Here is a 12279-nt window from a genome sequence, read left to right as displayed (position 1 = left end):
CGTCGCAGTTTCCATGCCCCCGCGGAGGCCGTCGCGCGTACGTCCGCGGCACCAATCACCCCTGTGATCACCCGCGTGGTGCACACGAGTCGCGCGCCGATCGGGCACGGCACAGGATCGAGATCACGCTGACGTCGCGTCACCCGCGGCCGGCGTTCCCTCTGCCCCGCCAAGCCCGCCAAGGAGACGTACGCAGATGACCGCCATTTCTGAGCGTGTATCAGAACCTACCGAGCAGCAGGCAGCGACACGTGTCTCCCAGTCCGTCTTCGACGGCTCCCGGCTCCGGGTCATCCTGCTGGTGGACGTCCACGACGGCGCCCAGCAGCAGTTCCTGGAGGCGTACGAGCAGATGGGCAAGCAGGTCGCGGCCGTTCCCGGGCACGTCAGCGACCAGCTCTGCCAGTCCATCGAGAACCCCTCCCAGTGGCTGATCACCAGCGAGTGGGAGAGCGCCCCGCCGTTCCTCGCCTGGGTGAACAGCGAGGAGCACGTGCGGATGGTGCAGCCGATGCACGACTGCATCCGGGACACCCGGTCCCTGCGCTTCCACATCGTCCGCGAGACCGGCATCACGGCGGGCAAGGCCGGCTCCGAGCGCCGGCTCCAGGACTCGGCGCGGGTCGGGGACGGTGTGATCCGGCACGCGCTGACCTTCACGGTGAAGCCGGGCGGCGAGCAGAAGGTGGCCGGCATCCTGGCCAACTACGAGGCGCCCGAGGCGGACGTGGACGGCACCACCCGGCTGTGCCGTACCTCCCTGTTCATGCGCGGCAACCGGGTCGTGCGGGCCATCGAGGTGCGCGGCGACCTCCTCGTGGCGCTGCGGCACGTGGCCCGGCAGCCGCAGATCCGGAAGACCGAGGAGGCCCTCAACCCCTACCTGGAGCAGGACCGCGACCTCGACGACCCGGAGTCGGCCCGGGTGTTCTTCACCCGGGCGGCGCTGCCCGCCGTGCACCACGTGACGGTCGGCCAGGAGAGCACGGAGGGGGAGCGGCACGCGCTGTACTACCCGGCGCGGCCCGGCATGGGCATGAAGCTGGCGGAGCTGCTGTCCCATCACGACGAGCGGGCCGGCCAGGACCCGGACAGCCCGGTGCTGCGCAGCACGGTCTTCGAGCGGGAGGACATCGTCGTCCGGCTGGTCGACGTCCGCGGCAGCCTCGACGCCGACCCGGCAGCCGCACTGGGTCTGACGGATCCCGCGCAGGTGTCGGAGCTGACCACCCTGCTCGACGAGGGCGCCGCCCCGAAGGACGGCGACCTCGCCCGTCTGCTCAACCTCACCCGTATGGACCTCATCACCGACCGCCGGTCCGCGCCGGACGCCTGACGCATTCCGAAGCCGACGTAACACACCACCGGAGGAACGACGTGATCAAACCCAGGCCCAGGATCGTGGAGCTCGGCGAGACCGAGCCCAACACGAAGCGCGGAGGGGATCTGCGCGCCATGCTCACCCCGGCCACGGTCGGTTCCACCAGCGGCTTCATGGGCGTGGCCATCGTGCAGCCCGGCGACCGCATCGGCGAGCACTACCACCCGTACTCCGAGGAGTTCGTGTACGTCGTCTGCGGCGAGCTCGAGGTGGACCTGGACGGCGAGCCGTACCCGCTCAGACCGGAACAGGGTCTGATGATCCCCGCCTACATGCGCCACCGCTTCCGCAACGTGGGCGAGGTGGAGGCGCGGATCGTCTTCCACCTCGGGCCGCTGGCCCCGCGCCCGCAGCTCGGCCACGTCGACACCGAGGGCACCGAGCCGGCGGCGGCCGGCGAGGAGGCGCCGCCGGCGGACGTGGCAGAGGTCCGATCATGACCAGGCGGGTGGCGGTCACCGGCATAGGCATCGTGGCGCCGGGCGGTATCGGCGTCCCGGCGTTCTGGGACCTGCTGGCGAACGGGCGCACCGCCACGCGGGGCATCACGTTCTTCGACCCGTCGGGTCTGCGGTCCCGGATCGCCGCCGAGTGCGACTTCGATCCGGCGGCCGCGGGGCTGGACGGGGAGCAGGTGGCGCGCTGCGACCGCTACATCCAGTTCGCCCTGGCCGCCGGCCAGGAGGCGGTGGCGGACTCCGGACTCGACCTCGCCGGGGAGAACCCCTGGCGGGTCGGGGTCTCGCTGGGCACCGCGGTCGGCGGCACCACGCGGCTGGAGAACGACTACGTCCTGGTCAGTCACGGCGGCGACCGCTGGGACGTGGACCACGAGCGGTCCCGGCCGCATCTGGAGCGGGCGTTCACACCGAGCACACTGGCCTCCACGGTGGCCGAGCGGTTCGGGGCCCGCGGTCCGGTGCAGACCGTCTCCACGGGCTGCACCTCCGGACTCGACGCCGTCGGCTACGCGCTGCACACCGTGGAGGAGGGGAGGGCGGACATCTGCATAGCCGGAGCGTCGGACTCGCCGATATCGCCGATCACGATGGCGTGCTTCGACGCGATCAGGGCGACGTCGCCGAACAACGACGACCCCGCACACGCCTCCCGCCCCTTCGACAACGACCGTGACGGGTTCGTCATGGGCGAGGGCGGCGCGGTGCTCGTCCTGGAGGAGCTGGAGCACGCCCGGGCCCGCGGCGCCCATGTGTACTGCGAGCTCAGCGGCTACGCCACGTTCGGCAACGCCTACCACATGACCGGACTGACCAGCGAGGGCCTGGAGATGGCGCGGGCGATCGAGACCGCGCTGGACCACGCCCGCCTGGACGCCACCGCGATCGGCTACGTCAACGCGCACGGCTCCGGCACCCGTCAGAACGACCGGCACGAGACGGCCGCGGTGAAGCGGGCGCTGGGCGGGCACGCCTATGACACCCCCATGAGCTCCATCAAGTCGATGGTCGGTCACTCGCTGGGGGCGATCGGGGCGATCGAGGTGGTGGCCTGCGTGCTGGCGCTGGCGCATCAGGTGGTCCCGCCGACCGCGAACTACGAGACCCCGGACCCCGAGTGCGACCTGGACTACGTCCCGCGGGTCGCCCGCGAGCGGAAGCTGGACAGCGTGCTCTCCGTGGGCAGCGGCTTCGGCGGCTTCCAGTCCGCGGTGATCCTGACCCGGCAGAGGGAGAGGACACGATGAGCGCACCGCGCAAGCGGCGGGCCGCCGTCACCGGCATCGGTGTCGTCGCGCCCGGCGGCACGAGCACCGAGGCCTTCTGGAAGTCCACCCAGGAGGGCGTGAGCGTCCTGGACCGCGTGACCCGTGAGGGCTGCGAGCACCTGCCGCTGAAGGTGGCCGGCCAGGTGCGGTCCTTCGAACCCTCGGCCGCGGTCGAGGAGCGCTACCTCGTCCAGACCGACCGTTTCACGCACTTCGCGATGGCCGCGGCCGACGCCGCCCTCCAGGACGCCCGGCTGGGTCAGGCCGACACCGACGCGGCGCCGTTCTCCGCGGGCGTGGTCACCGCGGCCGGGTCGGGCGGCGGCGAGTTCGGCCAGCGGGAGCTGCAGAAGCTGTGGGGCAAGGGCAGCCGCCATGTCGGCCCCTGGCAGTCCATCGCCTGGTTCTACGCGGCGAGCACCGGCCAGATCTCCATCCGGCGGGGCTTCAAGGGGCCCTGCTCGGTGGTCGCCGCCGACGAGGCGGGCGGCCTGGACGCCCTGGCGCACGCGGCGCGGGCCGTCGAGCGCGGCACCGACGTGATCGTGGCCGGTTCGACGGAGGCGCCGCTGGCCCCTTACTCGATGGTGTGCCAGCTCGGCTACCGGGAGCTGAGCCCGGTGGCCGACCCGGAGCGCGCCTACCGCCCGTTCACCGAGGAGGCCTGCGGGTTCGTGCCGGCCGAGGGCGGCGCGATGCTGGCCGTTGAGGCGGCCGGGGCGGCCCGGGAGCGGGGCGTGCCCGTACGGGCCGTCCTGGCCGGGCACGCGGCGACCTTCACCGGCGCCTCCCGCTGGGAGCTGTCCCGGGAGGGACTGGCGGAGGCGATCCGCGGGGCTCTGGCCGAGGCCGGGTGCGCACCCGAGGAGGTCGACGTCGTCTTCGCCGATGCTCTCGGCGTCCCCGAGGCGGACCGGGCCGAGGCGCTCGCCCTCGCCGACGCGCTCGGCGCGCACGGCCGGCGTGTGCCGGTCACGGCGCCCAAGACGGGCACCGGCCGGGCGTACTGCGCCGCCCCGGTGCTGGACGCGGCGGCGGCGGTCCTGGCGATGGAGCACGGCCTGATCCCGCCCACCCCGAACGTCTCCGACATCTGCCATGACCTCGACCTGGTGACCGGTCGTGCCCGCGCCGCCGAGGTGCGCACGGCGCTGGTCCTCAGCCGGGGGCTCATGGGCTCGAACTCGGCGCTGGTGCTCCGGCACGGTGCCGCCGAGGCCTCTTAGCGAGGCAGCCACGATCAACCGGGAGCAACAAGGAGAGGAACCGCATGAGTGACCGAATCACAGTGGAGGAACTGGCCGAACTCATGAAGAAGGCCGCTGGGATCACCGTCAGCCCGCAGGAGCTGGCGGACCGGTCCGAGACCGGATTCGACGAGCTCGGTATCGACTCGCTCGGCCTGCTCGGCATCGTGGGCGAACTGGAGAACCGTCACGGCATGCCGATGCCGGCCGACGCGGAGCGCTGCAAGACGCCCAGGAAGTTCCTCGACCTCGTCAACAGCACCCTTCTGGCAGGAGCGTAGAAAATGGCCGGACACACCGAGAACGAGATCACCATCGCCGCGCCGGTGGACCTGGTCTGGGACATGACCAACGATGTGGCGAACTGGCCGCGGCTGTTCAGCGAGTACGCCTCCGCCGAGATCCTGTCCCAGGAAGGCGACAAGTGCACCTTCCGGCTGACCATGCACCCGGACGAGAACGGCACGGTGTGGAGCTGGGTCTCCGAGCGCGAGCCCGACCGGGCCACACTCTCGGTCAGGGCCCGCCGGGTCGAGACGGGCCCCTTCGACCACATGAACATCCACTGGAGGTACGAGGAGGTCCCCGGCGGCACCCGGATGATCTGGACCCAGGACTTCGCGATGAAGCCGGAGGCGCCGGTCGACGACGACTGGATGACCGACAACATCAACAAGAACTCCAAGGTCCAGATGGCCCTGATCCGCGACAGGATCGAGAAGGCCGCCGCCGGGCACCGGGCCGAGCCGGTCCTGACCACCGACTGAGCCGGACGGAGGAAGCATCGTGCACCAAGCCCTGATCGTCGCCCGGATGGCACCGGACTCGGCCCCGGACATCGCCAAGATCTTCGAGGAGTCCGACCGGGGGGAGCTGCCGCACCTGGTCGGCGTCACCCGGCGCAGCCTCTTCCAGTTCGGCGATGTGTACATGCACCTGGTCGAGGCGGACCGGGACCCGGGGCCGGCCATCGCCAAGGTGGCGGGCCACCCGGAGTTCCGCGGCATCAGCGAGCGGCTGTCGGCGTACGTCAGCGCCTACGACCCGCAGACCTGGCGTTCGCCGAAGGACGCGATGGCCCGGCGCTTCTACCTGTGGGAGCGTGACTGAGCCTTCGTACCAGCCATCTGACGAGCCGTCCGATCCCTCACGGACGGCCACCGGCCGCCGGGCCCGCTCTGTCGCGGGCCCGGCGGCCGGTGTCCGGAAAGGTCGCGGCGGCGCCGCCGGCGCGGGTCCGCTCAGGCGGGCACCGTGCAGTCGAAGGCGTGCAGGTAGGGGTTGACCGGGCTGATGTCGTCGATGACCAGGCCGGCCGCCTTCAGCCGGTCGGCCATGCCGGCGCTGGTGTGCTTGGCACCGCCGACGTTGAGCAGCAGGAGCAGGTCCATGGCGGTGCTGAACCGCATCGAGGGGGTGTCGTCGACGAGGTTCTCGATGACCACGACCCGCGCCCCGGCCCCGCCCGCCTCGATGACGTTGCGCAGGCAGCGGGCGGTGGAGTCGTCGTCCCACTCCAGGATGTTCTTGATGATGTAGACGTCGGCCCTGACCGGGACGGCCTCGCGGCAGTCGCCGGGCACGATCCGCACCCGGTCCGCCAGCGGGCCGCCGGGGCGCAGCCGGGGGTCGGCGTTGTCCACCACCCGCGGCAGGTCCAGCAGGCTGCCGTGCATCAGCGGGTACTTCTCCAGCAGGCTCGCCACCACGTGCCCCTGCCCGCCGCCGATGTCGGCGACCGAGGAGGCGCCGGACAGGTCGAGCAGCTCGGCGACGTCCCGCGCAGACTGCTTGCTGGAGGTCGTCATGGCCCGGTTGAAGACGTCCGCCGACTCGGGGGCGTCCTCGTTGAGGTGGACGAAGAACTCCTTGCCGTACAGGTCCTCCACGACGTTGCGGCCGGTGCGCACCGCCTCGTCCAGTTTCGGCCAGGCGTCCCAGGTCCACGGCTCGGTGCACCACAGGGTGATGTAGCGCAGGCTGGCCGGGTCGTCCTCGCGCAGCAGCCGGGACATGCCGGTGTGCGCGAACCTGCCGTCGTGCTCCTCGGTGAAGACGCCGTAACAGGTCAGTGCCCGCAGCAGCCGGCGCAGCGGCCTGGGTTCGGTCTTCACCGCGGCCGCGAGGTCCTCCACGGTCATGGGCGCGTCCCCGAGCGCGTCGGCCACACCGAGCCGGGCGGCCGCGCGGAGGGCGGCGGCGCACGCCGCCCCGAACGCGAGCTCCCTGAGCCGCATGGACGGCGGTGGGGCGGACTGAGCGGTCGTCATGTGCCGCCTTCCTTCCTTCTCGGTCCTGTGGGTTCCATGAGTGGCGATGTCTCAGCACAGCCCCGCGGGCTTGGAGGTCCTGCAGGAGTTGGTCACGAAGGTGTTGCCGAGCGCGGTGCGCTCCTGGTTGACCAGGTCTGCGGGGGAGTTGCCGTCGAGCACGTTCCGGCTCACCCGGTTCCGCTCGCCGGACGCGCCGACGAAGCTCTTGAACAGCACGATGCCGCCGGACAGGGGGGACCTGCCCGAGTTGCGGGCGACGAGGTTGCGGGACACGTCGGTCCGCTCGGTGCCGGTCAGGACGATGCCCGAGCCCTGGAGGAAGGGCAGCCGCGCGGTCGCCGGGCAGAACCTGTTGTTCTCCACGACCCGGTTGCCGCGCACGGTCAGGGCGCCGGCCCGCGGCTTGTTCTCGTCGCCGACCACGAACACGCCCGCGCAGTTGCCGGTGACGTGGTTGGCCGTGACGGTGAGGTCGCGCAGCCGGCGGACGGTGACACCGATCCGGTTGCCCTCCAGCCGGTTGCCGGCGATCAGCGTGCCGCGGGTGTCGACGGCGCCCTGCTCGGCGGTGACCGTGTTGGCCAGGAAGAGCCCCGCGTCGCCGTTGTTCCGGGCGGTGTTGGAGCGGTACTCGCTGCGTACGGAGCGCTCCTCGGCCAGGCCCCAGACCCCGTTCCTCTCGGCGGTCACCTGCCGCACGGTCAGCCGGTCGGTGCCCACGGCCATCAGGCCCGCCTGGCGGAAGCCGGTGAGGGTCAGGTGGGAGACGGTGACGCCTTCGAGTCGCTTGGCCTTGGTCCCCACCACGCAGATGCCGTTGCCCCGCTTGCCGCAGGCACTCGCGGTGCTTTGGCCGCCCGGTTCCAGGACGGTGCCGCGGCCCGCGCCGCGCAGGGTCAGGCCGGGCGTCGTCACCTTGACGCTCTCGTGGTAGACGCCGGGCAGCACCAGCACGGTGTCACCCTGCCGTGCGGAGTCCACCGCCCGCTGGATCGATTGGCCCGGATGCACCAGGTGCGTCCTGGGCGCCGGGACGGCCGGGGCGGCGGCGATGCCCGTACCGACCAGCGCGGTGGCGCTCAGAAGCAGAGCGATATGGCGTTTTGTCATATCCTGTACGGTATGGCGCGATAGCCGGTGGGCGTGCCGGATGGGCCGTCCGGCGGCGTGTCACCGGCGCGGGGCGTGGTTCAGCGGCGTGTCACCCGCGCAGGGCGCGGCCGATCCACAGCTGTTCGGGGGACAGGGGACGGCCGTCCTCCAGGTCCCACAGGGCGTTCTGCAGGACGCGGCCGAGCGTCCAGGCGCGGGCCCGGTCCCGGTCGAGGCCCAGCACCCCGGTCATGGCCTCGAAGCGCGGGACGACCTCACCGGGCTCGAAGCGGTTGAACAGCGCCGGGAACAGCTCGAAGCCGGGGTCACCGGCGAGCGGCTTGGGGTCGATGGCCAGCCAGGGCTCCCGGCCGGCGCCGAGGACGTTGTCGTAGTGCAGGTCCCAGTGCAGCAGCCGGTCGCCGCTCTCGCCGGCGACCTCGCGCACGGCGGCGGCGCAGTCCGCGAGCAGTCGTCGGTCGTCTCCGTCGGGCAGCAGCCGCAGCGCGCCCGGCGTCCGCTCCAGCAGGGCTCCCGCGATGTCACCCAGCCGCCGTGTCCCGGCCGGGGCGGGTACGGACGTCAGACGGGCCAGCAGGCCGGCGATCACCTGGACGGCCTCGCGGGCGTCCGGCAGGCGCGTCAGCGGGCGGGCGGAGTCGAGCCGTTCCAGCAGCAGAGTGCCGGTCGGTCCGTCGTGCTCCAGCAGCCGTACGGCTCCCGCGCCGTCCCACGCGCGCAGCGCCGGCGCCTCCCCCGCGCTCTCCTCGTCGGGCAGCTGGAGCTTCAGGACGGCGGGCAGCCGGTCGGCGCACAGGACCGGCAGGACCAGCGCGCACACGCCGTGCATCGCCGGCCCGTCGATCCGCAGCCGCCACCGGTCGAGGAAGCCGGACACCTGCCGGGGCAGACCGGCGACGAAGGCGCGGCCCGCCGCCCCGTTGAATTTCTCCTGGGAAGCGGCCAGCGCGCCGGGCACCTCGATCACCCTGACGACCATACTTGCGCCTGTGAGCGGGGTCATGCGGATGCGGCGTGGGCTTCGGGCGGCGACGGCGTACGTCCGCAGCGCGCCGGGCACCTATGTCTGGCTGCTGATCCTGTTCCTGACCACCGTGGCCCTGCATCACATGTCGCCGCAGTTCGAGCAGCACTTCCTGCGCCACCGCTCGACGAACCTGCGCGAGCTGTCGCACGACCCGGTGCGGGTGCTCTTCTCCAGCGCCATGTGGATCGACAGCGGCCACTGGCTGCCGTACGCGGTCCTCTACACGGTCTTCCACGCCCAGGCCGAGCGCTGGCTGGGCACCCTGCGTTGGCTGCTGGTGTGCGTGACCGCGCACGTGCTGGCCACGCTGGTCGGCGAGGGCGCCCTGCTGTGGGCGATCCAGCGGCATGTGGTGCCGGAGTCGGCCGTCAACACCCTGGATGTCGGCGTGAGTTACGCCCTGGCCGGGGTGGCGGGGGTGCTGACGTACCGGATCGCCCGGCCCTGGCGGTACCTGTACCTGACCGCCGTCCTCGCCTTCTACGCCGTGTCGCTGGCGACCGGGCGCACCTTCACCGATCTCGGGCACTTCGCCGCCGTGCTGATCGGCCTGGGCTGCTGTCCGCTGGCCGGCGGCCGGGGCAGGCCGTGGAACCCGGGGCAGGCGCTGTCCGCGCTGAGGCGTTAGCGCCGGCCCTCGTGCCTCATGCCACCGGTTCGCGTACGGGCGTCTTCGCCGGGGCCCCGTGCTTGGGGGCCCTGCCCGTCACCATCAGGCCCGCGACCAGCCCGGCCAGCAGCATCACGGCGGCCGCCCACCAGATGGCGACCGTGTAGCCGTGGACGATGCCCTCCGGCACCACCCGGGCCCGGTCCGCCCCGCCGCGCAGATGGGCGGTGACGTAGGCGGCGCTGCTGGTCGTGGCGAGCGTGTTGAGCAGGGCGGTGCCGATCGAACCGCCGACCTGCTGCGAGGTGTTCACGGTCGCGGAGGTCACCCCCGAGTCCTGCGGGGCGACGCCCGCGGTGGCGGTGGCGAACACCGGCATGAAGGTCAGGCCCATGCCGAGGCCCATCAGCACCAGCGCGGGCAGCACCTCGCTCGCGTAGTGCGAGTCGACGGTGAGCCGGGTCAGGAGCAGCAGGCCGCCCGCGGCCAGGAGCATGCCGGGGACCATGAGCGCGCGCGGCGGCACGTGCCGCAGCAGCCGGGCCGAGATCTGCGTCGAACCGGTGATGACCGCGGCGGTCATCGGCAGGAAGGCGAGTCCGGTCCGCAGCGGCGAGTAGCCGAGGATGCCCTGCAGGTAGTACGTCATGAACAGGAACAGCCCGAACATGCCGACCACGGCCAGCAGCATGGTCAGGAAGCAGCCCGCCCGGTTGCGGTCCCGCAGGACGTGCAGCGGCAGCAGGGGCACCGGCGCCCGGCTCTGCCACCACCCGAACGCCAGGAGCAGTGCCGTGCCCAGGGCGTACAGGCTCAGCACCACCGGATCGGTCCAGCCGCGCGGTTGCGCCTCGCTGAACCCGTAGACGACGGCGACCAGTCCGCCGCAGCCCAGCGCCGCCCCGGGCAGGTCGAGGCGGGCGTCCGGCCGGCCCGGTCTGTCGCGCAGCAGGGCGAGGGCGCCGAGGACGGTGACGACGGCGATGGGCACGTTGACGTACAGGCACCAGCGCCAGTTGAGGAACTCCGTCAGCACGCCGCCGACGATGAAGCCGATCGCCGAGCCGCTGCCCGCCAGGGCGCCGTAGACGCCGAACGCCTTCCCGCGCTCCCCGGGGTGGGTGAAGGTCGTGGTGAGCAGGCTGAGCGCGGAGGGGGCGAGGACGGCCGCGAAGGCGCCCTGGAGGGCGCGGGCGCCGTAGAGCATGCCCGAGGACGTGGCCGCGCCGCCGAACGCGGAGGCGACGGCGAAACCGGCCAGTCCGACGACGAACGTGCGCTTGCGGCCCACCAGGTCGGCGATCCGCCCGCCCAGCAGGAGCAGCCCGCCGAAGGCGAGGGAGTAGGCGGTGATCACCCACTGCCGGTTGCCGTCGGACATGTGCAGGGCGTGTTGCGCGGAGGGGAGCGCGATGTTCACGATCGTCGCGTCCAGGACCACCATGAGCTGCGCGAGAGCGATCACGACCAGTGCCCACCAGCGGTGCCGGTCGGTCTCCTGGGACGAGGATTCACCTGTATGGGTGACGCTCATCTGGCCAGAAGACCATGAATCGGGAGGTATCGCATCCTCGTGCGGACCAGGGGCGCCGCGCGGCCGGAGAGGGAAGGGCCGGGGTTGTCAGTGGCGGGGTGCAGCATGGGGGCATGGTGAGCGGATCGAGCGGCAGGGCCGGTGTGAAGGGCGCGCGGCGGCCCGAGGTGCGGCTGCCGGCGCTGGAGGCGTACGGCGGCGGGGGGCTGGCGCCCGACGGGGACTACGACGGGCTGGAGTTCCGGGACGAGGACTTCGCCGGGCAGGACGGGGCGGGTGCCCGCTTCCTGGACTGCGCGCTCGGGGGCTGCGCGCTGGACGACACGTCGCTGCGCCACGCCCGCTTCCTGGACTCGGTCCTCACCGGCATACGGGGTGTCGGCACCGACCTCGCCGAGGCGACCCTGCGCGATGTGGAGGTGGTCGACGCCCGCCTCGGCGGTGTGCAGTGCCACGGCGCGGTCCTGGAGCGCGTGTGGATCCGCGGCGGCAAGATCGACTACCTGAACCTGCGCAGGGCCCGGCTGCGGGACGTCGTCTTCGAGGGCTGCGTCCTCGTCGAGCCGGACTTCGGGGGCGCCCGGCTGGAGCGGGTGGAGTTCGCGGACTGCGTGGTCAAGGGCGTCGACTTCAGCGCGGCGACGCTCTCGCATGTGGACCTGCGGGGCGCCTCGTCCCTGGAGATCGCGCGCGGCCTCGACCGGCTGGCGGGCGCGGTGATCAGCACCGGTCAGCTCCTGGACCTGGCGCCGGTGCTGGCGGCGGAGCTGGGGATCAGGGTGGAGGGCTGAGAGGGCCGGAAAGAGGGGGCTCGGAGGCGGCGGCTCAGGGGAGGGGATCAGGAGACGCGCGGGTAGCGGGCCTGGAGGGTCCAGATCGCCGGGTTCTCCGCCAGGTCCTCGTGCAGGTCGCACAGGTCGGCCACGAGGTCGTGCAGGAAGTCACGGGCCTCACGGCGCAGCGCCGTGTGCGAGAAGGACAGCGGGGGCTCCTCGGCGGGCATCCAGTCGGACTCTATGTCGACCCAGCCGAAGCGGCGCTCGAAGAGCATGCGGTCCGTGGACTCGGTGAAGTCCAGCTCCGCCCGCTGCGGACGGGAGGCGCGGGACCCGGCCGGGTCCCGGTCCAGCCGCTCGACGATGTCGCACAGGGCCCAGGCGAAGTCGAGCACGGGCACCCAGCCCCAGGCCGTGGCCAGTTCGCGGTCCGACTCGGTGTCGGCCAGGTAGACGTCGCCGCAGAACAGGTCGTGCCGCAGCGCGTGGACGTCCGCGCGGCGGTAGTCCGTCTGCGGCGGGTCGGGGAAGCGGTTGGAGAGGGCGTAGCCGATGTCGAGCACGTAGGTGATGGTGTCATGTGCCCCGCATA

Annotated in this window: 14 protein-coding genes; 9 read left to right on the top strand and 5 right to left on the bottom strand. The window is 72.2% G+C overall.

Going from position 1 to position 12279, the window contains the following annotated elements; all coding sequences use genetic code 11:
* Nucleotides 1-196: 196 nt before the first annotated feature.
* The 7 genes from ACIOWN_RS16915 to ACIOWN_RS16885 are packed head-to-tail and all read left to right on the top strand — an operon-like array spanning nucleotide 197 to nucleotide 5464.
* Nucleotides 197-1336 carry a SchA/CurD-like domain-containing protein gene (locus tag ACIOWN_RS16915; protein ID WP_362345814.1) on the top strand — a complete coding sequence of 380 codons (1140 nt, stop codon included), beginning with the start codon at nucleotides 197-199 and terminating at the stop codon, nucleotides 1334-1336.
* Between the two features lie 41 nt (nucleotides 1337-1377).
* On the top strand, nucleotides 1378-1821 hold the full coding sequence (locus ACIOWN_RS16910; RefSeq protein WP_362345812.1) for a cupin domain-containing protein: 444 nt from the start codon (nucleotides 1378-1380) through the stop codon (nucleotides 1819-1821).
* Nucleotides 1818-3086: a beta-ketoacyl-[acyl-carrier-protein] synthase family protein gene (locus tag ACIOWN_RS16905; RefSeq protein ID WP_362345811.1), complete on the top strand. Its 1269-nt coding sequence runs from the start codon at nucleotides 1818-1820 to the stop codon at nucleotides 3084-3086. Before ACIOWN_RS16910 ends, ACIOWN_RS16905 begins: the two co-directional genes overlap by 4 nt.
* Complete coding sequence (locus ACIOWN_RS16900; RefSeq protein WP_362345809.1) at nucleotides 3083-4333, top strand: beta-ketoacyl synthase N-terminal-like domain-containing protein; 1251 nt, start codon at nucleotides 3083-3085, stop codon at nucleotides 4331-4333. The genes ACIOWN_RS16905 and ACIOWN_RS16900 overlap by 4 nt, the downstream gene beginning before the upstream one ends.
* Before the next feature lie 44 nt (nucleotides 4334-4377).
* Entirely contained in the window at nucleotides 4378-4635 is a 258-nt protein-coding gene (locus ACIOWN_RS16895) for an acyl carrier protein (RefSeq protein ID WP_100569051.1), read from the top strand.
* A gap of 3 nt (nucleotides 4636-4638) precedes the next feature.
* Nucleotides 4639-5121 carry an SRPBCC family protein gene (locus tag ACIOWN_RS16890; protein WP_100569050.1) on the top strand — a complete coding sequence of 161 codons (483 nt, stop codon included), beginning with the start codon at nucleotides 4639-4641 and terminating at the stop codon, nucleotides 5119-5121.
* 19 nt (nucleotides 5122-5140) lie between these two features.
* Complete coding sequence (locus ACIOWN_RS16885; RefSeq protein WP_100569049.1) at nucleotides 5141-5464, top strand: TcmI family type II polyketide cyclase; 324 nt, start codon at nucleotides 5141-5143, stop codon at nucleotides 5462-5464.
* A gap of 131 nt (nucleotides 5465-5595) precedes the next feature.
* Here ACIOWN_RS16885 and ACIOWN_RS16880 read toward each other — a convergent pair whose 3' ends face one another.
* From ACIOWN_RS16880 to ACIOWN_RS16870, 3 genes are all read right to left on the bottom strand, one after another.
* On the bottom strand, nucleotides 5596-6624 hold the full coding sequence (locus tag ACIOWN_RS16880; protein ID WP_401982609.1) for a methyltransferase: 1029 nt from the start codon (nucleotides 6622-6624) through the stop codon (nucleotides 5596-5598).
* Nucleotides 6625-6675: 51 nt separating this feature from the next.
* Nucleotides 6676-7737: a nitrous oxide reductase family maturation protein NosD gene (locus tag ACIOWN_RS16875; protein WP_401982608.1), complete on the bottom strand. Its 1062-nt coding sequence runs from the start codon at nucleotides 7735-7737 to the stop codon at nucleotides 6676-6678.
* A gap of 91 nt (nucleotides 7738-7828) precedes the next feature.
* Nucleotides 7829-8719, bottom strand: a complete 891-nt coding sequence (locus tag ACIOWN_RS16870) for an aminoglycoside phosphotransferase family protein (RefSeq protein WP_401982606.1) — start codon at nucleotides 8717-8719, stop codon at nucleotides 7829-7831.
* Between the two features lie 22 nt (nucleotides 8720-8741).
* Here ACIOWN_RS16870 and ACIOWN_RS16865 point away from each other — a divergent pair, with 22 nt between their 5' ends.
* Nucleotides 8742-9395, top strand: coding sequence for a rhomboid-like protein (locus tag ACIOWN_RS16865; protein WP_362345996.1), 654 nt, complete (start codon nucleotides 8742-8744; stop codon nucleotides 9393-9395).
* Nucleotides 9396-9411: 16 nt separating this feature from the next.
* Here the strand turns inward: ACIOWN_RS16865 and ACIOWN_RS16860 are convergent, their stop codons facing one another.
* Nucleotides 9412-10911: an MFS transporter gene (locus ACIOWN_RS16860; RefSeq protein WP_362345803.1), complete on the bottom strand. Its 1500-nt coding sequence runs from the start codon at nucleotides 10909-10911 to the stop codon at nucleotides 9412-9414.
* 113 nt (nucleotides 10912-11024) lie between these two features.
* On the opposite strand from ACIOWN_RS16860, the gene ACIOWN_RS16855 reads away from it, so the two are divergent.
* Nucleotides 11025-11702 carry a pentapeptide repeat-containing protein gene (locus tag ACIOWN_RS16855; RefSeq protein WP_362345801.1) on the top strand — a complete coding sequence of 226 codons (678 nt, stop codon included), beginning with the start codon at nucleotides 11025-11027 and terminating at the stop codon, nucleotides 11700-11702.
* A 47-nt stretch (nucleotides 11703-11749) separates the two neighbouring features.
* Here ACIOWN_RS16855 and ACIOWN_RS16850 read toward each other — a convergent pair whose 3' ends face one another.
* Complete coding sequence (locus ACIOWN_RS16850) at nucleotides 11750-12250, bottom strand: hypothetical protein (protein WP_100569043.1); 501 nt, start codon at nucleotides 12248-12250, stop codon at nucleotides 11750-11752.
* Between the last annotated feature and the right edge of the window lie 29 nt (nucleotides 12251-12279).

Source organism: Streptomyces sp. NPDC087787 (assembly GCF_044743035.1).
Lineage (GTDB): Bacteria > Actinomycetota > Actinomycetes > Streptomycetales > Streptomycetaceae > Streptomyces.
The sequence above is the reverse complement of the archived record's forward strand: the minus strand, read 5'-3'. Positions and strand labels throughout refer to the sequence as shown.